Annotated in this window: 16 protein-coding genes; 10 read left to right on the top strand and 6 right to left on the bottom strand. The window is 52.9% G+C overall.

Translation table 11 applies throughout. The features are described 5' to 3' along the window. The first annotated feature begins 37 nt into the window (after positions 1-37). Positions 38-1,234: a formate-dependent phosphoribosylglycinamide formyltransferase gene (purT, locus tag J9253_RS17710; protein ID WP_210222191.1), complete on the top strand. Its 1,197-nt coding sequence runs from the start codon at positions 38-40 to the stop codon at positions 1,232-1,234. A gap of 26 nt (positions 1,235-1,260) precedes the next feature. On the opposite strand, the gene J9253_RS17705 is transcribed toward purT, so the two are convergent. The 3 genes from J9253_RS17705 to J9253_RS17695 all read right to left on the bottom strand — a co-directional run bounded on the left by J9253_RS17705 (position 1,261) and on the right by J9253_RS17695 (position 2,378). Beyond that, a complete protein-coding gene (locus J9253_RS17705) occupies positions 1,261-1,683 on the bottom strand; it encodes a type II toxin-antitoxin system VapC family toxin (RefSeq protein ID WP_210222190.1) in 423 nt (140 codons plus the stop codon). 8 nt (positions 1,684-1,691) lie between these two features. Then, positions 1,692-1,979, bottom strand: a complete 288-nt coding sequence (locus tag J9253_RS17700; RefSeq protein ID WP_207249778.1) for a type II toxin-antitoxin system Phd/YefM family antitoxin — start codon at positions 1,977-1,979, stop codon at positions 1,692-1,694. A 69-nt stretch (positions 1,980-2,048) separates the two neighbouring features. Beyond that, a complete protein-coding gene (locus J9253_RS17695) occupies positions 2,049-2,378 on the bottom strand; it encodes a lysozyme inhibitor LprI family protein (RefSeq protein ID WP_407701799.1) in 330 nt (109 codons plus the stop codon). 215 nt (positions 2,379-2,593) lie between these two features. Between J9253_RS17695 and tnpC the strand changes: the two genes are divergently transcribed. Then, entirely contained in the window at positions 2,594-4,006 is a 1,413-nt protein-coding gene (gene tnpC / locus J9253_RS17690; RefSeq protein WP_210222189.1) for an IS66 family transposase, read from the top strand. A gap of 9 nt (positions 4,007-4,015) precedes the next feature. Here tnpC and J9253_RS17685 read toward each other — a convergent pair whose 3' ends face one another. Then, the gene (locus tag J9253_RS17685) at positions 4,016-4,273 is read right to left on the bottom strand and encodes a hypothetical protein (protein ID WP_210222188.1); all 258 of its coding nucleotides are present in this window, start codon (positions 4,271-4,273) and stop codon (positions 4,016-4,018) included. 349 nt (positions 4,274-4,622) lie between these two features. On the opposite strand from J9253_RS17685, the gene J9253_RS17680 reads away from it, so the two are divergent. Beyond that, positions 4,623-5,195, top strand: a complete 573-nt coding sequence (locus J9253_RS17680; protein WP_210222187.1) for a Uma2 family endonuclease — start codon at positions 4,623-4,625, stop codon at positions 5,193-5,195. 50 nt (positions 5,196-5,245) lie between these two features. Here J9253_RS17680 and J9253_RS17675 read toward each other — a convergent pair whose 3' ends face one another. After that, positions 5,246-9,073 (bottom strand): Ig-like domain-containing protein, encoded by a 3,828-nt coding sequence (locus tag J9253_RS17675; RefSeq protein WP_210222186.1) that lies wholly within the window; start codon positions 9,071-9,073, stop codon positions 5,246-5,248. Positions 9,074-9,411: 338 nt separating this feature from the next. On the opposite strand from J9253_RS17675, the gene J9253_RS17670 reads away from it, so the two are divergent. From J9253_RS17670 to J9253_RS17650, 5 genes are all read left to right on the top strand, one after another. Next, entirely contained in the window at positions 9,412-9,780 is a 369-nt protein-coding gene (locus J9253_RS17670) for a hypothetical protein (protein ID WP_228291419.1), read from the top strand. A 47-nt stretch (positions 9,781-9,827) separates the two neighbouring features. Continuing rightward, complete coding sequence (locus J9253_RS17665) at positions 9,828-11,402, top strand: OmpA family protein (protein WP_210222184.1); 1,575 nt, start codon at positions 9,828-9,830, stop codon at positions 11,400-11,402. Then, on the top strand, positions 11,399-12,199 hold the full coding sequence (gene rsmA, locus J9253_RS17660; RefSeq protein WP_210222183.1) for a 16S rRNA (adenine(1518)-N(6)/adenine(1519)-N(6))-dimethyltransferase RsmA: 801 nt from the start codon (positions 11,399-11,401) through the stop codon (positions 12,197-12,199). The genes J9253_RS17665 and rsmA overlap by 4 nt, the downstream gene beginning before the upstream one ends. Before the next feature lie 70 nt (positions 12,200-12,269). Further along, positions 12,270-16,604 carry a TIR domain-containing protein gene (locus J9253_RS17655; protein ID WP_210222182.1) on the top strand — a complete coding sequence of 1,445 codons (4,335 nt, stop codon included), beginning with the start codon at positions 12,270-12,272 and terminating at the stop codon, positions 16,602-16,604. Between the two features lie 96 nt (positions 16,605-16,700). Further along, positions 16,701-16,895 carry a hypothetical protein gene (locus J9253_RS17650; protein WP_038140532.1) on the top strand — a complete coding sequence of 65 codons (195 nt, stop codon included), beginning with the start codon at positions 16,701-16,703 and terminating at the stop codon, positions 16,893-16,895. Here the strand turns inward: J9253_RS17650 and J9253_RS17645 are convergent. After that, a complete protein-coding gene (locus J9253_RS17645) occupies positions 16,892-17,065 on the bottom strand; it encodes an HRDC domain-containing protein (protein WP_210222181.1) in 174 nt (57 codons plus the stop codon). The two genes, J9253_RS17650 and J9253_RS17645, sit on opposite strands and share 4 nt — an antisense overlap. Positions 17,066-17,249: 184 nt before the next feature. On the opposite strand from J9253_RS17645, the gene J9253_RS17640 reads away from it, so the two are divergent. Together J9253_RS17640 and J9253_RS17635 are read left to right on the top strand one after the other, a co-directional pair. Then, positions 17,250-18,401, top strand: coding sequence for an RNA-guided endonuclease InsQ/TnpB family protein (locus tag J9253_RS17640; protein ID WP_210222180.1), 1,152 nt, complete (start codon positions 17,250-17,252; stop codon positions 18,399-18,401). A gap of 75 nt (positions 18,402-18,476) precedes the next feature. Beyond that, complete coding sequence (locus J9253_RS17635) at positions 18,477-20,351, top strand: M48 family metallopeptidase (RefSeq protein ID WP_210222179.1); 1,875 nt, start codon at positions 18,477-18,479, stop codon at positions 20,349-20,351. Positions 20,352-20,357: the final 6 nt, after the last annotated feature.

Here is a 20,357-nt window from a genome sequence, read left to right as displayed (position 1 = left end):
CCAGAATTTTCATCCACTTGTTGCCCCGGAGAATACTATGCGTATCGGAACCCCGCTCTCCCCTTCAGCCACCCGCGTCATGCTGCTTGGCAGCGGCGAACTTGGTAAGGAAGTCATCATCGCCCTGCAACGTTTAGGGGTCGAAGTGATCGCGGTAGACCGTTACCCGAATGCGCCGGGGCATCAAGTGGCACACCGTTTCCACAGCATCAATATGGCCGACCCGGCAGCCTTGCGTGCCTTGGTGGAAGCCGAAAAGCCGCACTTGATCGTGCCTGAAATCGAAGCGATTGCCACCGATGAATTGGCCGCCATCGAAGCGGCTGGCCTTGCCGAAGTCATCCCCACCGCCCGCACCACGCAATTGACCATGAACCGCGAAGGCATCCGCCGTCTGGCAGCGGAAGAACTCGGCGTACCGACCTCGCGTTACCACTTCGCCTCCAGCCTTGCCGAAATGCAAGCCGCTGCTGATGATGTGGGCTACCCGTGTTTCGTCAAACCCGTCATGTCCTCTTCCGGCAAAGGCCAATCCATGCTGAAAAGTGCAGCGGATGTGGCTGATGCATGGGAATACGCCCTTTCCGCCGGGCGCGTCAATCACGGGCGGGTGATCGTGGAAGAATGCATCCACTTTGATTACGAAATCACCCTGTTGACCGTGCGTGCCGTGGGTGCGAACGGCGCAATCGAAACCCACTTTTGCGCCCCCATCGGGCATCGTCAGGTCAAAGGCGATTACGTCGAAAGCTGGCAGTCGCAACCGATGACCGACAGCGCCCTCGCCAAAGCGCAAGACATCGCCGCGAAAGTCACCGGCAACCTCGGCGGACGTGGCCTGTTCGGAGTGGAATTATTCGTCAAAGGTGACGACGTATGGTTTTCGGAAGTCAGCCCACGCCCGCACGACACCGGCATGGTGACGATGGCAACGCAGTTTCAGAACGAATTTGAGCTACACGCCCGCGCCATTCTGGGTTTGCCAGTGAATACGGCGCTGCATTCCACCGGGGCAAGTGCGGTGATTTACGGCGGCATGGAGGCGGAAGGCATCGCGTTTGAAGGCGTCGAACACGCGCTGCAAGTGCCGGAAAGCGACATCCGCCTGTTCGGCAAGCCCGTATCGTTTGAACGTCGCCGTATGGGTGTGGCGTTAGCGCGGGGTAAGGATACGGATGAAGCGCGGGCGCGAGCGGCGGAAGCGGCGAGCCGCGTGAAGCCGGTGTTGGGTTAAACCGTTAGTATGAGAGCGTTAGCGTTTTACCTAACGTTCTCAAACCAGTTTTCCACCCGCAAGCCACTGAACATCACAAAATCATCCACGTTGCGTGTCACCAGAATCAGGTTGTTCACCACTGCCACGGCAGCAATTTCGCTGTCGTACTTCGGTGGTGTTAATCCTAAGCGTTTGAGCCGAACACGTTCCAACGCTAACCATTCAGCCGCTTGCTCACAGAATGGAAGGATCTGTAAACCACTCGCTTTTAAAATCTCTAATGCCCCGACCAAACCTTGTTTGCGTTTGCCTTCATCCAGCAAATGCACCCCGTGCCAGAGTTCATGCCAGACGGTGGCGGAAGTACACGCAAATATGCTATCCAACTCCCAACGGCGGATAACGCCAGCATTCGGTAGTGGCTTAGTCTGTTCGGAAATGACGTTGGTATCCAATAAATAGCGCATCACCAACCTCAATCCCAAACCGAAGTCGTTTCAGGGTAGGGTTCACGGGTGCGTTGGTGCATTTGTGCCTGCTCAGCATCCGTAAAACCTTGCGCATCAGGATATTGTTCGCGCCAACGACGGAAGGCACTGACAATAGTTGCCCCGCCCGTGAAGGCGTGTTGGTACTTGGCTAGGGAAATCATCACTGCAACGGGTTTACCGTGGCGGGTAATGTGAATATCTTGCCCCGTTTCAGCTAAATGCACCCATTCGGGCAAATGATTTTTGAGCGTGGAAATCGCTGCTTCTGACATGGAAACACCTCATTGCCGAGAAACTATAGCCACAATAATACCAAAAATAGCCATAAATTTCAAAGCAATTTAGAGCTTGCTGTTTTGGCAGCCAGCACTCACACACTCACGAATACGGTCTTGCAAAAACTGCGAGCGTTCGATGGTGGTATTCGTCGCACACTCCAGATTAACGAAAAACTCATCGCCTTCACGTCTTGAGCAACTGGAATTTCTGTCTTCGATCCATGCCAATTGACCGGATTTGAGAAGGTCTTTGCCTTCGCTATCCAATTTGCCTTTGAGCTTTTTGTAATTCTCATTGAGTTCTTTATCGGCTTCTTGGTAAACCTTGTTCAAGCAATATAAACCGTCGAAATCGTTTTTCGGCGCATCGCAGGCAGAGTTTGCTAGGGCGATGCTGGAAGAGCATAGCAGAGAGATAAATGTGAGAGTGATTTTGTTTATTTTAGATATTCCAAATTTAAGTAATTTTAATCAAAACAACATGAAAACACGACTATATGACAGGAAGTAAATCGCCCAGAGACAAGGACTTTTGTAGCATTCGTCGTCGAAAAGTCATTAAAAATCGTAACTACTCAGTCTCCTGAAAAATCAGCTATGCTACCCGTATGAACCAACTCCCACGTCCGACACGAGAAAGTCTCCAGCAGTTAAGCCACGCCGATTTGGTGGAGTTGGTATTGATGCTATTTGAGCGCATTGATCAGTTGACTGCCCGCGTGAATGAACTGGAATCACAGGCCAACAAAAACAGCAAGAACTCGCATAAACCGCCGTCATCGGATGGACTGAAACGCCAGCCCGCACAGCCCCGCCAGCTAGGGCAACGCCCTAAAGGCGGGCAACCGGGTCACAAGGGCCATAGCCTCATGATGCACCCATCGCCTGATCATGTGGAACATTATGGTATCGAAGGGCATTGTGAATGCGGCTTACCCTTGTCCGAAGCCCTGCTCGACACAGGTGAACGCCGCCAGCAATGGGACATCCCGGCTCCGCAAATCGTGGTGACAGAATACCGCCAACTCATTGGCACTTGTAGCTGCGGCAACGTTCATAAAGGCAAGTTCCCAACGTCCCTGCCGCCTTACATCAGTTACGGCGCACGTCTGAAAGCCTATACGGTGGGTTTAGTACAAGGTCACTTCATTTCGCTGTCACGGGTAACGGAGATTGTGTCCGACCAATACGGAGTCAAGCCTTCCGATGGCAGTGTGCAACGCTGGATCGGTCAGGCGAGTGAAAACCTTGCGACAACGTACACGGACATTCGGGACACCATCAGCAGCAGTGCCGTGGCGAACTTTGATGAAAGTGGTATCCGAGCGCAAGGCAAGACCCAATGGCTGCATGTGGCAGCCACCCCGGAAGCCGTTTACTACACTGCCCATGCACGGCGCGGACAGGAGGCAATGACGGCGGCGGGAATCCTACCGGTATTTCAAGGCGTTGCGGTTCATGATCATTGGAAACCTTATTTCCGCTTTGATCATGTGGTACACAGCCTTTGCGTAACGCATCTGCTGCGGGAGTTGAACTACTTTGATGAAACCCTCAAGCATCAATGGCCAGCACAACTCAAACAAGTCTTGATTGATGCCAAAACAGCCGTGGCACAGGCAAAAGCAGTACAACAAACGTCACTGTCGCCGGAGCAAATTGCCGACGTGGAGCAGCGTTATGACCAATGGCTGAACCACGGACTGTTGATTTTCCCCGAACAACCCAAAACCAGCCCTACTAAACAAGGTAAAGCCAAACAAGACCCTGCCAGAAACTTGTTATGCCGTCTGCGCGATTTCAAGGATTCGGTGTTGCGATTCATTCAGCGGTTTGACGTACCGTTTGACAACAATCTGGCTGAACGAGCTGTTCGACCCGTCAAAGTCAAACTCAAGGTGGCGGGTGGATTCCGGGCAATGGGCGGTGCTGATGCTTTTTGTGTCATTCGTTCTGTGTGGGAAACTGACAAACTTCAGGAACGAAATCCGTTTGAGTCCCTCAGAGCGGTTTTCGGATAGACTGAGTAGTTACTTTTTCTTTACAGTTGCATCATAGGATTGACTTCCTATAATTAAACTTATCTCCACATCATTCAATGGGTAATACAGATTACAAAATATACTGAATGGTATTAATTCGTCAATGAATTCCTTATAAATTCCTTTCTTTAAAAAAGCTTTGTGACGTTCACTTTTGTTGCTTTTTGCACTTTGTATATGGCTATTCACAAACTCTCTTAATTCTTTTGGAGTTCTTGGTTTCTCTATTTTCTCTTTAGTTAACATGATGTTCTAACGGTCTATTGAAAAGCATTCAGGCAATAACAATACAGCAAGCATCTGCTTATTGAATGAGCGGAGACTTGTTATTTCATTCGCCCCGCATTTTTTATAGTCCAACATTTTCAAAGCCCTCACTCATCACAAGTGTCCCTAATACCACCGATCTTAACAAAAGCTTCACAGATAAAAAGTGACCATCATCACAAAAACAGTAATTAACAGACAAAAATATGCCATCTAAAACTCATCCCGACTTTGTGCCCGCACCTACTTCCCCGCCAGACAACACCGCAGAAAATGGCGCAACGCCGCCGATTGCCTGTATAGTCAAACCTTCCCAGTGGAGACAACCATGCAAGCCATCAAAACCCAAATCAGCCGTGACGATTACTTGCGATTAGACGAAGCAGCAACCGAAAAACACGAGTTCTACCGTGGGCAAATGTTTGCAATGGCAGGCGGCACTTACCAACACGCCCGCATCGGCTTGAATGTGACTACTGAACTCGCGGTACGCTTGCGCGGCAAACCGTGCCAACCGATGAACAGCGATATGCGGGTATCCACACCATCAGGGCTAGACACTTACCCGGATACCTCGGTCTATTGCCACGCCCCCGAATTGACCGATAACAACCGCACCCTGCTGAATCCGGTACTGATCGTCGAAGTGCTTTCCCCCAGCACCCGCAGCTATGACCGTGGCGACAAATTCATGCACTATCGCTCCATCCCCAGCTTGCAAGATTATGTGCTGATCGACTCGGAAAGGGTCTTGGTCGAACACTACCAGCGCATCGGTACGTATGAATGGCATTTGCACGAATACCGCCAGTTGACGAATACGCTAAAACTGGAATCGGTTGGACAAACACTGGAAATCGCATGTTTTTATGATGGTGTTGAACTTCAGGACTGCGAATAAAAAAGGCCGCAGCGTTACCACTGCGGCCTTCCTGAAGTGAAAGGTACGAATTAAGCCGGTGGGCTATTCGGATCACTCACATTAGCAGGCAACACGTCGATCACTACCGTTGCTTGTGCTTGGTTGCCATACTTGTCCTTCACGACGTAGGTAAAAGAATGATCATTACAGTAACCACTGCGCAAGGTGTAGCGGATGGACTTGCCATCTGCGCTAACCACTGCCGTGCCATAACGCGGCGTGCTGACGCTGATGATTTCCAACCCATCACCTACATCGTTAGCCAAGACAGGCAAGGTTTGGGTCACCGTATTGTTGAGGGCAATCAACAGATAATCATCTTTGAGAACCAGATTACCGGGGTTGGTTGTGCCACTCACCGTGATGTCCACAAACGTTTCTGAGGTAAAACCACGATCATCCGTTAAGCGATACTTTAACTTATCCAAACCCGAGAAATTAGCCGCTGGGGTATACACCACTTTGTTATCCACAACACTGGCTGAACCATTACCAGGCGCTATTACGATGGAAACCGTCGCCCCCGTCGCAGGTACCTCATCATTGCTGATGACATCGAAAAGGTTATTACTGCTGTTCATGTCAACCGTGTACAGGTCATTGACTGTACTCAAGTTGCCGCCGGACGCATTGATTTTCACAAAAACATCCGTCTTTGCAGTGTTACCGTCGCTATTCGTAATGGTGTAGGTAAACTTGTCATCACCCGTAAAACCAGTATCTGGCGTATAGACAATGCTGCTACCGTTTTGCTTGGCTGTACCGTGAGCCGCTTCTAAACCAACCGCTGAAATACTCAGGGTATCGCCATTGGGATCCGTATCATTATCCAGCACCATGATGGTCACTGGGGTATTCTGCATGGTTTCCACCTGATCCACGTTAGCAACTGGTGTGTTAAGCGTTACGCTGGTCACAGTAATGATCGCTGTCGCCTCAGTACCATTGCCCGCAGGGTCGGTAACGGTGTAAGTGAAGCTATCTGCGCCGGTAAAGCCCGCTACGGGCGTATATACCAGCTCATTACCCACTTGTGTCACCGCACCATTGTCTCCCTGATTGAAGCTGGCAATGCTCAAGACATCACCATTCGGATCAGTATCATTCGCCAATACATCAATGGCCACCGGCGTTCCACTGGTGGTGGTCGCGCTATCGTTGACTGCCACAGGTGCGTTCGAGGTAGCTACCACCACGGTCACTGTCACCGTTCCGGTACTTTGGTTGCCCGCAGGATCGGTAACAATGTAAGTGAAGCTATCCGTGCCGGTAAAATCCGCTACGGGCGTATACACCAGCTCATTACCCACTTGTGTCACTGCGCCATTATCTCCCTGATTGAAGCTGGCAATGCTCAAGACATCAGCATTCGGGTCTGTATCATTCGCCAATACATCAATGGTCACCGGTGTTTCACTGGTGGTGGTCGCGCTATCGTTGACTGTCACGGGTGCGTTCGAGGTAGCCGCCACCACGGTCACTGTCACCGTTCCGGTACTTTGGTTGCCCGCAGGGTCGGTAACAATGTAAGTGAAGCTATCCGTGCCGGTAAAATCCGCTACGGGCGTATACACCAGCTCATTACCCACTTGTGTCACTGCGCCATTATCTCCCTGATTGAAGCTGGTAATGCTCAAGACATCAGCATTCGGGTCTGTATCATTCGCCAATACATCAATGGTCACCGGTGTTCCACTGGTGGTGGTCGCGCTATCGTTGACTGTCACGGGTGCGTTCGAGGTAGCCGCCACCACGGTCACTGTCACCGTTGCGGTACTTTGGTTGCCCGCAGGGTCGGTAACAATGTAAGTGAAGCTATCCGTGCCGGTAAAGCCGGGTACGGGCGTATACGCCAACTCATTACCCACTTGTGTCACTGCGCCATTATCTCCCTGATTGAAGCTGGCAATGCTCAAGACATCAGCATTCGGGTCAGTGTCATTCGCCAATACATCAATGGTCACCGGCGTTCCACTGGTGGTGGTCGCGCTATCGTTGACTGCCACGGGTGCGTTCGAGGTAGCCGCCACTACGGTCACTGTCACCGTTGCGGTACTTTGGTTGCCCGCAGGATCGGTAACAATGTAAGTGAAGCTATCCGTGCCGATAAAGCCCGGTTCTGATGTATATACCAGCTCATTACCTACCTGTGTCACTACGCCATTGCTGCCCTGATTGAAGCCGACAATGCTCAAGACATCAGCATTCGGGTCAGTGTCATTCGCCAATACATCAATGGTCACCGGCGTTCCACTGGTGGTGGTCGCAGTATCGTTGACTGCCACAGGTGCATTCGGGGTGGAAGCGCCACCTGTACCCGCCGTGGTTTTATAGGTATCCACCGTTTGCTTGTGGTCAGCAACGTTGCGCAATGCCTGACGTACCCAAAGAGGTGGCTCAGGGATCAGTTCCTTGCGCCACACCACTTTCGGGTCTGTCGTGCTGGTTCCGCCCTGCTCAATCACTTCATCCTTGTATTCGTTTTGGTACGTGACGTATTCGATGTCAACCCGGCGGTTTTTGTGGCCTTCTGCATCAGTATTCGGGTATTTCGGCTGGGTTTCACCCAAACCTTGTGCCAGCAACTCATCGCCATTGAAGCCATTTTTGATCATGAAATCACGCACGGCACTAGCACGGCGCTCAGACAGTTTCTGGTTATGCACTTCGGAACCCTTATCACACGTGTTACCCGTAATACGAATATTACCCTCATGCCCCGACGCCCGCAGTTGCGCCAGCACCGCTTGCATCCGTGTTTTCGCCTCAGGCGTCAGTTCCGCACGATCCAGCTTGAAGAAGGTATCGGATTCCAGCTCCATGGTGTTTTTGACCAGCTTCCGCTCGATCTTGGGCGGCTGCTTGATTTGCTCACCCGGAATTTCAGTACGGATACGGCGATAACGCTGCTCAGGCTGCCAAACGCCCGCTTCGCTGCCGATGTCGTAACGGTAGGAAACACCACCACGCGCTTCAGCATCTTCAGACGCCATCGCGCCCCCGGCTTTCTTGTATACCTCCACTTCAGCGCCAATGCTGTGCGGGCTATCCGGGAAGAATTTTTCAACGCCACCTGTCAAGGTTGTTTGGGTCGGGCGCTTTTCACTATCGGCAAAGTCTTTGCCCCATTCGTAATCCAAACCGCCTTGTACGCGCACTTTCTGGTCAGGCAAGTAAGCACCCAGACGACCACCCACACCCAGGTCATAGGCTTTTTCGCTCACACCCGGCGTGGCAGTCGTACGGGAATCGGAAAGCCCTTTGCTAACATGACCTGACCAAAACAGGTTGGCATTTTCTTGGCCGTAGCCGATCGTGGCTTTTTTGTCTTTCAGTTCATTCTGGTCATAAGCACCGAAAACTTTGTTAACGTGCGTAGCGTTATTCGGGTCACCTGATACCCAGTGGTGGCTCAGCTTTGCGCCTACGCCTGTCATGGTTTCTTCACCCGCAGCTTTGTCGGCCTTGGGATTTACACCCAGATAGCCCTGCCCGATGGTAGCACTGCCGTCAGTTTCATACAGCATCTGGGTGGCTTCTAGCTTGCCTTTGAGTTCGCTGTCGATACCGATGCCAATGCGGGTATTGCCACCTACATAGCCGGTATTGATGCTGGAGGTTTCAGTGGAATCTTCCAGAAAACCATCGCTTTGCTGACCCAGCGCTTGCGCCTGATTCAGGCTATTAGGCGCAAGCTGTGCCGCATCATTTTCCAGCGTCAGGGAGGATGTTTCAGAAGGTGGAAGTTGAGCATACGACCCGTTATAACCGCCATCTCCTGCGAGAACAGCGGCAGAACAGAACAGTAATGGTAGGATAGCCCATTTGGAGGAAAGTACTTTTTTATTATTCATCATTGGATCTCTCTGTCTACGTGCCTTTATTATTGGTATTGGGTCACATGATCACAACGACTATATGCCGTGCGGCTTACGCACCACAACATATTCCGACGAACGCATCAGCCTGCTACATCCCTAGTCAACAGACTGAATCTGCGCAATTTTGTGTTTTAAGCCTGACGAAGTAAAACCCTTCGTTTATACTTTGTGGCACACGGTATACTGTACGCAGGTTTCTGCCGCCTAACCAACAACGCACGGATAAGCGGAACTTTTCAAGGTTAATAAATGGAGAACAACTAGCCGTTATGTTTCGAGCCATACAAATCATTCCCTTTTTCGGGATTTTACTAGTGATCTACTGGTTAGCGGTCAAGGTTAGCCTGTTTCCTAACGGCCTTAATCACGTGCTGTTTCACCTGTATTTGCCCTCTGGCGCATTATGGAAGCCCACCTGGGGTGACTTCATGGTATTGTTGGGTGTCATTTTCCTGTACGTTGAGCTCTTCAAATCCACCCGTACCTCAGAAGTCACCATTATTGACCATTTACTCTCAACCTTCGTACTGATTTTCTACCTGACAGCTTGGCTGATTTACGAGTGGGCGGGAAACTCCGTCTTTCTGATCCTGACCGGGATGGCCTTTCTGGATGTCATCGCAGGGTTTACTATCACGATTTCGGCAGCACGGCGCGATTTGTCTATCGGTGGCAGAGTTTAACGATTCACGTAATAATGCCCAGCGTGTTTTTTGATAGAGGCTCACTCATGCACAAACTTATTGCCAGTTTGACGATGCTGTCTGCCCTGTCAGCCTCTGCTTACGCGGAAACACCACAGTTCCCTGACCCCAGTGTCCTGCCACCTGATGACACTAATACCAGCAGCGATGGTGTCACCACTACTCAGCAACAAACCTATAGTTATACCCAACCGGCGGGTAGTCATACAACCACCACGACGCCAACAGGAATGGGTATCACAGGCACTTACGTTTACCCGCAAAATGGCGGCACAACCACCGCAGTAACAGGCAATACCACTGGCAATAGCGCAGCGGGCATTTACGTTTACCCTCAGGCTGACATCACCGCGACCACCAGCGGAACGGCTGTCAGCCCAACCACGACTTACCGTTACCCCACCACACCGGCAGCTACCACTTATTACACCCAACCCTATACCACAGGGTCACAACAACAGCATTACTATAACCCTACACAATATTTCGCGCCGGGGTCAATGATACCCCCCCCCACACCATCACCAATGGTGATGCCCAGCTTTCCAACGTTCAACTGGCCCAATATAGGCTATGGCTACCGCAGCAGCAATTACCTGACCGGCAGCCCTGCCAACACTCAGGCTACCACTCAAACCACCACCACCCAGAACACCAATACTCAGCAAATCGACGCGCTCAACAAAAGCCTCAGCAGCCTGCGCCAGCAACAAACTGATCTGGAAAGCAAAGCACAGGAAACCCTGTCGCTTCAGGAAAAAACCATTGCCGAACTCCGCAAGCAGCTTGAAGACGCCAGCAAAGGCAAAGGCGACCTCGAAAGCCAGTTAAATGCCCTAAAAGGCGAATTGGCAGAGAGCGTTAAAAAAGCTGAACTGGAAAGCTGCAAGGCTGAAAAAAGCGAGATCGAAAGCGAGAAGCAACGTTTTGCCAAAGAAAAACAACAACTTGCCAATGCTCTGGAAAACGAAACCAAAGACAGCGATGCCGACGGCATTCCTGACAAATTCGATAAATGCCCTGACAGCGCAGCAGGTGTCAGCGTGGATGCGGCTGGCTGCGAACCTCCGAAAGACAGCGACAGCGTGCCTGACGACGCCGACAAATGCCTCGACACCAAGGAAGGCGTCAAAGTCGCTGACAACGGTTGTGATGCCATCCCTGATGCCGACCAAGACGGCATTGCCGACGCTGAGGATCTCTGCCCTAAGACCGCCGCCAATACCGAAGTCAATCAGGTTGGCTGCTCCAAAACCGAAAACATCAACCTCAAAGGTGTCAACTTTGAAACCGGCTCTGCGGTGCTAACGGCGAACTCCCTGCCCATTCTCGACGAAGCCGCCATCACCCTGAACAAACATCCCGAACTGAACATCGAAGTAGGCGGTCACACCGACAGCAGCGGCGACACGCTAGCCAACGAAAAGCTATCCCAATCCCGCGCTGAAGCCGTGATGAAATATCTGGTAGAAAAAGGTATCAAAGCCGAGTTGCTCAGCGCCAAAGGCTACGGCCCCAACACCCCGCTTGCGGACAACGCCACGCCTGATGGTAAAGCGCAAAACCGTCGGGTCGAACTCAAAATATTGGAACAACAGTGAGCCAGTACCACCAACAAGCCAAAAAGCGTTTCGGTCAGCATTTTCTGCACGACCGCAACGTCATCGACAACATGCTCCGCGCCGTGAACCTGCAACCCACTGATCACGTAGTGGAAATCGGCCCCGGCCCCGGCGCACTCACCTTCCCGCTGCTCGAATTGCTGCCCCGTCTCGATGTCGTCGAAATCGACCGCGACGTGATTGCATGGTGGCAAGAACAGCCGCAAGCCCAAGGCAAATTGCACATTCACGCCCAAGATGCACTCAAGCTCGACATCCCCGGCCTACGCGGGGACGGCGACACGCTGCGCATTATCGGCAACCTGCCTTACAACATTTCCACCCCGCTGATTTTCCACTTTCTGGAACACCGCGAACACATCCGCGACATGCTGTTCATGCTGCAAAAGGAAGTGGTCGACCGGCTCACCGCCGAACCGGACAGCGCCCATTACGGGCGACTCTCAGTGATGGTCCAATACTACTGCGAACCACATTACCTGTTGAAGATTGGCCCCGGCGCGTTTACCCCGCCTCCCAAGGTCGATTCGGCGGTGGTGTACCTCAAACCGTGGGCGACACAACCCTTTATCGCCAACGATGCCGAACAGTTTGAAAAGCTGGTAAAGCAAGCCTTTGCCCAGCGGCGCAAGACCTTGCGCAACACGTTGAAAGACTTGCTGACGGTGGAACAGATTGAAAGCGTGGGGATTGATCCGGTGCGACGCGCTGAAACCTTGTCGGTGGAAGATTTTGTTAATTTGGCGAATTTGCTGCCTGCCATGACACAACCCTGAACGAAGAGGGCGTATGCAATACGCCCTCCTCTGCTATACTGCTGTAAACTACGGCACACGGGGCTTACACATGTCGTCAACGACTTTGGGCAAACACATCTTCATTTCCCACGCGACTGCTGACGATGCTTTCGTCAAGGAACTGCGTGAAAAGCTGGATCTCCACCACCTTAACGTTTGGGTTGATTCGCAGAACTTACGCGGCGGCGACAAACTTTGGCCTGAAGTTGCCGAAGCCATCCGCACCGCCTGCCATGTGCTGGTGGTGATCAGCCCGCAGACCATCAATTCAGACTGGGTATTCGACGAGATTGAACTGGCGGAACAGGTCGAAAAGGAACGTGCCGATTACCGCGTGATTCCACTGATGCTCCCCGGCATTACGCCCAAAGCCCTGAAACGCTATTTCACGGAAGAGCCTGCTGGCGAAAAGATCGAGCTGGAAGTCGGCAAATTGCAGGAAGCGATGCCGCGCATCCTCGCCGCCCTTGGCGAACGCCTACCCGACGATTTGCCACAGGAACAACAAGTCGAAAACAAACCCGTTGCCGAATTGCTGCTGGAACTCACCGAACCCAGCATGACGCACAACGCCGATGGCGGCGAACAACTCAGCGCCCGCGCAACCCTGATCTACACCCCCGCCGACCTCAGCAAAGAACGCGAAGTCACCAGCCGCCCGTTCCGCTTCACCGCCCCCATCGGACAGATTGAGCAGGATGAACTGCGCTGGTATCTGGAAGACTATTACCAATGGCCTGTCGGCTTGTTCCGCGAACGGGCGCAACGTACCGAAGCGCAATTGCCGCAATGGGGCGCGAAGCTATCCGCCGCCGTGTTGGAGAAGCCCGAATGTCAGGCGGTGAAAGCGGCTTGGCATAACACCCGCACCGAATCCGAACGCCTGTTTTCCGTGCTGGTGGAAACGGCGTTGCTGGAGGATGCCAGCGATGCGGAAAAAGCCAATGCCAATACCGCTGCCAGCCGCTTGCAAAGCCTGCCGTGGGAGTTGCTGCACGATGGCAAAGGCTATGTCAGTGAGGGCAAACACCCGGTGCGCATCCGGCGGCGGTTGCCCAATTACGCGCAGCAACCGCCCAGTATTACCCAGTTACCGATCCGCATTTTGCTGCTGAGTCCGCGCCCGGAACAGGATGGCGTGGGTTATATCGACCACCGTGCCAGTGCCTTGCCGCTGGTGGATGGGGTAGCAACCCTTGGCGAGTTGGTGCAAGTGAGCGTGTTGACACCACCGACTTTAGGCGCACTGGAACAGGCATTGCGCCGTGCCAGTGAGGCGGGCGAACCCTATCACGTCGTCCATTTCGATGGTCACGGGATTTATGACCAGCAGTATGGGCTGGGTGCGTTGTGTTTTGAAGACCCGCAGGATAGCCATGAGTTGAAAAACCGGCGGATGCAATTGGTACACGCCGACACGCTGGCGGTGCTGTTGCGCGATTACCGCATTCCGCTGGTGTTCCTCGAAGCCTGCCAAACCGCGCAGACCGATACCGACCCCAGCGCCTCGGTTGCCGCCAAATTGCTGGAAGAAGGCATTACCTCGGTGGTGGCCATGACCCACAGCGTGCTGGTGGCAACGGCGCGGCGTTTCGTCACGCAGTTTTACCGCACCTTGGCGGAGGGGCAACGCATTGGCAAGGCAATGCTGGCGGGGCAAACGGAATTGATGCGCGACACCTTCCGCCTGCCGATTGCGGGCGCGGGCGATTTGCACTTGCAGGACTGGTTTGTGCCGATCCTGTATCAGGAACAGCACGACCCGCAGTTGTTCGCACGGCTGCCATCCGCCACCGCGCAATTGATGACGGCGCAACAACGCCAGACGCGGCTTGGTAAGTTACCAGAACACGAATACAAGTTTGTTGGACGTAGCCGCGAATTATTGACCGTGGAACGCCTGCTGGAACAACAACCTTATGCAGTAATCCGGGGACGAGGAGGCGAAGGCAAAACCACGCTGGCGGTGGAGTTGGCGCGGTGGCTGGTGCAAAGCCGTCGCTTCGAGCGGTGCGCCTTCGTCAGCGTCGAGCAGTACACCCACCCCGACTACGTGCTGGAACAACTGCTCCAGCAATTGGTGAACGCGAATCACAATTTTGCAGCGGAATACGCCAGCGACACCGATAAAGCCTTGCAGGCAATCCGGCGGGTGCTGGAAAACGAGCGCGTGTTGATTGTGGTGGATAATGTGGAGGCGTTGTTGGCGGATGGGGGGAATGTGGGGGCGGTGTTGGGGGTATTGGCAAAGCTGCTCCCTCACCCCCACCTCCTGTTTACTACCCGCGAACCACTCCCCGCGCCGTTCCACCACACCGCCCGCGAGATTGTGCTGGGGGCGTTGAGCGTGACGGATGCCAAGGCGTTGGTGATGCAGGTGATGAACAACGAAGGCTTGCACCTGCGCCATGATGATCAGGGCAATACGCCACAGGAAGTAGACGATCTGGTGGGTTCGGTCGGTTGCCATGCGCGGGCATTGGTGCTGCTGGCGCGGGAACTGGCACAGCGCGGGATGAAGGCGACCACCGCGAATGTGCGGGCAATCATGCAGGAACTGGAACAACGCCATCCGGGGCAGCGCGAACTGTCGCTGTTCGCCAGCGTCGAACTCTCCCTGCGGCGGCTGTCGCCGGAAGTGCGCGAGCAGATTGCGGGGTTGGCAGTGTTTCAGGATGGCAGCAGCTCTACAAATATGGCGTATGTTTTGAATGTGGAGGGAAACCAAATCACTACCATCATTCAAGAGATGATTCAGGTTGGTCTGGCACAACCCATCGGCGACTACGGCTACATTCGCCTTGATCCCGCCTTGCCTGCGACACTTGATTTAGAGCTGACAGTGCAACAACGCGAGGGCTATCGGCAACGCTGGCGGGAAGTGATGGGGGAACTGGTGGATTTTCTCTATCAACAGAAGTTCAAAGATACCAAACTGCAATCACAACTCACCCAACTGGAACTGACCAACCTGATGACTTATCTACAAACGCTGGGGGCAGATTTACAAACCGGAAATGTGACGGCGGAAGTGATGGTTGGTAAAGCAGGCAATATTGAGCAACTGCTTGAATACCTGCATCAACCGCTGGCTCTAGCTCAGGTGGTTGCATGGCGGACGCAGGCAGTGCAGGCTCTTGGTGAGTGGAGCAATGCCCGCTTTCAAAGTGAAGGCATGAACCTTGAACGCCTGTTGCAACAAGGCGATATACAAGCCGCTTTTCAGGCAGCACGAACCTTGTTGAAACAGTGCCAGCAGGCTGGGGAACAGGCGTATGCTGGAGCGGATTACGATCTGGCACTAGCAATCAAGTTAGTCGGACAAATATTGAATACAGGCGGTGCATCCACACAAGCCTTGCCCTATTTGCGAGAAGCGCGACAGCGTTTTGAAGCATTGGGGGAAAGCGGAGCAAGGATGGCTTCAGTAGCTTTGACGGAACAGGGTGATTGCCTGCAAGACTTGGGACAATTGGAAGCTGCGGCAGCGACATATGAGGAAGGCATTAAACGTGCTGAAAAACGGGAAGATACACGAGATGTTGCGGCTAACAAAAGTCGGCTTGCTACGGTACGCAAAGATCAAAAACACTATGCCGATGCCCTACAAGACTATCGGCAAGCATTGGTACTGTTCCAGCAACTGGGTGAACTGGGTACAGAAGCAACGGTTTGGCATCAGATCGGGATGACGTACAGGATGGCAGGCGATTTTGCACAGGCTGAGAAAGCATATCGGCGATCCATGTCGATATTCAGCCAGCAAGGCAATAAATCAGATGAAGCGAGTAGCTTAGATGAACTGGGTAATCTTTATGATGCATGGAATCGTGCGGAACAGGCAGTGAGTTTTCATCGGCAGGCAGCGGATATTGCTGTTGCAATTGGCGATAAATTCAAGGAAGGGACTCGGCGTAGCAACCTCGCGGATACCTTGATCAAAATCCAATGCTATGACGAAGCCCGCCCGGAACTGTTGAGGGCGATTGAGTGTGGGCAGGCATTTGGTCATACGGCTCAACCTTGGCTAACATGGAACATCCTACACGATCTGGAACAAGCCAGCGGCAATCCACCAGCAGCCAATGATGCACGGCAAAAGGCACTGGCAACATTTCTGGCGTATCGGCGGGATGGAGGGGAGAATCATGAAAGCGGCGGGCGTTTGGCTTTGGCAGTGGGGCTGGCGATACAGCAGGGGGATACGGCGGAGATTGGTCAGGTAATCGGGCAATTGCTTGAACGTGAAGATTGGCAAGACAACAAAAACTTCCTGCACAAGCTGCAAGCGATTATCGCCGGGGAGCGGGATTTGGCGGAGGATGAGGGGTTGAAGTATGACTTGGCGGCGGAGTTGGTTTTGTTGTTGGAGGGGTTGCAGTAAGAACCCCTCACCCCAACCCCTCTCCCTCAAGGGGCGAGGGGCAAGAGGGATTTTCACTTCGATCTATCTGCTGCCTTCTTTACTATACTACTGAACATGAAAAGAAATTATCTCACCGAACAAGAAATCCAGCGGCAAGCACTCCAAGCCCTGCGCAACAGCCTTGGCGTAGTCGGGCTAATCCGCTTCATGCAGCAATACGACAAAGGCCACGGCAACTACACGCTAGACCGTCAGGCATGGCAACAATCTTATTCTGTCGATAGCCTATTTGCTGCCATTAAGGGTTAACTCTCCAACACCACCGCCAAAAACGCCTGCCCATACTGCGTAAGTTTGCGTTCGCCAATACCGGCAATACCCCGCATCGCCTCCAAGGTTTGCGGGCATTCATTCGTCATGTGCAACAAGGTCGCATCGTGGAAAATAACATAAGGCGGCTCTCTATTTAGTGCCTTCAATCCGAAAAATTGCCGCGTTTAAACAAACCTTTGCTAGACTTCATCTATCTTGCGCGAGATACCCCGTCCTTTAGGTCGGGGAGGGATAGCACGTCGGCGTTAGCCGACCCTGTTCTCGCTCCTCTTTTCGTTAGGCTACCTTTAGTTATTTAACTTTCACATGATATGTAGTAAAAGGTGAAACATGAAAACGAAACGCGCCTATAAATTCCGATTCTACCCTGACCAGCAGCAAGAAAAGCTGCTGGCTCAGACGTTCGGATGTGTGCGTTACGTGTACAACAGCATCTTGCGTTACCGCACTGATGCGTATTACCAGTCTCAGGAAAAAGTCGGTTATACGGGCGCAAACGCCAGATTGACCGCCATCAAGAAGCTCCCTGTGTCCCTGTTCCTGAATGATGTTTCCAGTGTTCCGCTGCAACAATGCTTGCGGAACCAGCAAACCGCATTCAAGAACTTCTTTGAAGGCAGGGCAAAATACCCTGTCTTCAAATCCAAAAAACACCGCCAGTCGGCAGAGTTTACTTACCGAGCTTTCACCTTTAAAAACGGTGAACTGAAACTGGCTAAGTGTGACAAGCCGTTGGCTATCAAGTGGAGCCGTCAGCTTCCTGCTGACCCTACCACCGTTACTGTTTCCAAAGATCAGGCCGGACGCTACTTCGTGTCTTGCCTGTGTGAATTTGAACCCACGTTGTTGCCTGTCACCGATAAAAAGGTGGGCATTGACGTGGGCATCAAGGATTTGTTCGTCACTAGCAACGGCTTCAAGTCCGGCAATCCCCGTCATACCGCCCAACACGCGGTTAAACTGGCGAAGTATCAACGCCGTCTTGCCAAGAAAAAACTCGGTAGCAAGAACAGGTTGAAAGCTAAACGCAAGGTTGCCCGTGTTCACGCGAAAATCTCCGATTGCCGTTCGGACAACTTGCACAAGTTGTCCCGCAGATTAGTTAACGAGAACCAAGTGATCTGTGCTGAAAATCTTGCTGTGAAGAACATGATAAAGAACCCGAAACTAGCCAAACACATTGCTGATGCAAGCTGGGGCGAATTTACCCGACAGCTTGAATACAAGTCTGGTTGGTCTGGCAGGACATACGTTGAGATCGGGCGGTTTTTCCCGTCCAGCAAACGTTGTTCCTGTTGCGGGTTTGTGAAAGAAAACATGCCGCTGGATGTGCGGTCTTGGGAGTGCCCCGAATGTGGCGCAACCCATGACCGTGACGTGAATGCAGCGGTAAACATTTTAGCCGCCGGACTAGCGGTGTTAGCCTTTGGAGAGAATGTTAGTGGTGATGGCATTTCGGTGTCGTTGTCCTGTTCTCGATGAATTAGGAATCCCCTTCCTTTAGGGAGGGGAGGAAGTCAATCTATTAATAACCCCAATAAATACAGCCGCCCCAGCATGAAAACCTCGACCGAATACCGTCAACAATTTGAAGATTTGGTGCATCGCGCCGAGCAGGAAATTACACAACACCCCGCTGCCTACAAACGCCGCCTGCAATGGCTGGCCTTGCTGGGGTACGGCGTTATCATCGGGCTATTCGCCTTGTTGCTGGCGCTTGCTGGTGGAACCGTCTGGCTGGCCTTCACCAGTTCTGCCGTACTGTTGCTGCTGTTCAAAAGCAAGTTGATTGTGGTGCTGGGTGGCCTGATCTGGGTGCTGGGGCGTTCACTGTTGGTGCGTATCCCTGCGCCTACTGGCTATGAGCTGCAACCAACCGATTTTCCGCAACTCTGGGCAGAAGTCAGGGCATTAAGCCAGCAACTGGCAACACCGCCAATTCACAGCATCATCCTCACCCCGGCGATGAATGCCGCCATTGCCCAAACCCCGCGTCTGGGCATTATCGGCCCCTACCACAACACCCTGATTCTCGGGCTGGAACTGTTGCTGGCGCTTTCCCCTTCCCAAACACGGGCAGTATTGGCACATGAGTTGGCGCACCTTTCCGGCAATCACAGCAAATTTGCGGGCTGGATCTACCGCGTGCGCCAAAGCTGGACACAAGTCAGTCAAGCCTTCCAGCAAACCAATGCGTGGGGAACCGGGCTGATACGGCGTTTTTTGAACTGGTATGCCCCCTATTTTGCGGGTTATTCCTACGTGTTAGCGCGTGACAACGAATACGAAGCCGATGCGCTGGCGGGCAAACTGACCTCACCCGACACGGCTGCTTCCGCGCTGGTGGCTGTCCATGTCTACGACGCGTTCACCGGGGAACAATTCTGGAAGCCGTTTTACCGCAAAGCCCATACGCAAGCACACGCCGATCAAGCCACGTATAGCCAATTGCAACAATTCTACCAACAGCCGCAACCGCAGCATGAAGCCTTCAAGCGCCACTTACATACCGTGCTGACCCGCAAAACCGACCCGGCAGATACTCACCCTTCGCTGATGGAACGTCTCAAAGCCCTCAAAGCCACCGGGTTAAAAGCCGAATCCGATGACAGCAAAGCCATCCAGTGGCTCGGCAGCGGCATCAAGCGCGTCATCCAGCATTTCGACCAGCAATGGGTCAACGACAACAGCGCCCAATGGGAGAACTTTTACCAACGCGCCCAAACAGCTCAGCACACCATTGCCACCCTGAGCGAGCGTGATGACCACACCCTGACGGCCGATGAGCGTTGGCAACTCGCCAGCCTGACGGAACAATACCAACCAGATCAGGATGCACTTTCCCTGTACCTGCAATACGCCGCCGAATACCCAGACGACAGCGCCGCCGACCTTGCCATCGGGCGGTTATTGCTGGCACAGAATGACCCCGGTGGTATCCGTCATCTTGAGCAAGCCATGAAAAACCCGGCCTTGCGGGTCTATGCTGCCGATGAATGCTGGCGTTATTACACCCTCCATCAACAGCCACAGCAAGCCAGCACATGGCTGATCAAGCTGGAAGCCGCCAATGAGATGATGCACGAAGCCCAACAAGAACGCGCCCAGATCGACGATGTAGACATGCTAATCTTCCCGGAAGTGGTGGAAAACGGCGGCTATGACTTCGAGCGCGAACTGATCGGCGCACTCAACCGCCATCAACACGTCAGCGAAGTCTGGGTAGCACAAAAACAGGTACGCAATTTCCCCCATGAGCCGGTATTCGTGCTCGCGGTAAAAATCAAAGGCTTCATCATGAATGAGGAACGCTTGCAGCAAACCTTGCTCGAAACCCTGCAACAAACCCAACATACCGTATTTCTGGTCAACGGCGTCACCCACAAAAAGCTGGTGAAAAAAGTCATGGCAGTAGGCAAGCAGTTGTATTAGATTACG

Origin of the sequence: Thiothrix litoralis (assembly GCF_017901135.1) — a bacterium.
GTDB lineage: Bacteria > Pseudomonadota > Gammaproteobacteria > Thiotrichales > Thiotrichaceae > Thiothrix > Thiothrix litoralis.
This window is presented reverse-complemented; position numbering and strand designations above follow the sequence as displayed.

Coding starts and splice junctions, on each gene's coding strand:
- purT (WP_210222191.1), top strand. CDS start 38: ATGCGTATCGGAACCCCGCTCTCCCCTTCAGCCACCCGCGTCATGCTG.
- J9253_RS17650 (WP_038140532.1), top strand. CDS start 16,701: ATGAAAAGAAATTATCTCACCGAACAAGAAATCCAGCGGCAAGCACTC.
- J9253_RS17700 (WP_207249778.1), bottom strand. CDS start 1,979: ATGTCAGAAGCAGCGATTTCCACGCTCAAAAATCATTTGCCCGAATGG.
- tnpC (WP_210222189.1), top strand. CDS start 2,594: ATGAACCAACTCCCACGTCCGACACGAGAAAGTCTCCAGCAGTTAAGC.
- J9253_RS17680 (WP_210222187.1), top strand. CDS start 4,623: ATGCAAGCCATCAAAACCCAAATCAGCCGTGACGATTACTTGCGATTA.
- J9253_RS17655 (WP_210222182.1), top strand. CDS start 12,270: ATGTCGTCAACGACTTTGGGCAAACACATCTTCATTTCCCACGCGACT.
- J9253_RS17665 (WP_210222184.1), top strand. CDS start 9,828: ATGCACAAACTTATTGCCAGTTTGACGATGCTGTCTGCCCTGTCAGCC.
- J9253_RS17705 (WP_210222190.1), bottom strand. CDS start 1,683: ATGCGCTATTTATTGGATACCAACGTCATTTCCGAACAGACTAAGCCA.
- J9253_RS17685 (WP_210222188.1), bottom strand. CDS start 4,273: ATGTTAACTAAAGAGAAAATAGAGAAACCAAGAACTCCAAAAGAATTA.
- J9253_RS17675 (WP_210222186.1), bottom strand. CDS start 9,073: ATGATGAATAATAAAAAAGTACTTTCCTCCAAATGGGCTATCCTACCA.
- J9253_RS17635 (WP_210222179.1), top strand. CDS start 18,477: ATGAAAACCTCGACCGAATACCGTCAACAATTTGAAGATTTGGTGCAT.
- J9253_RS17640 (WP_210222180.1), top strand. CDS start 17,250: ATGAAAACGAAACGCGCCTATAAATTCCGATTCTACCCTGACCAGCAG.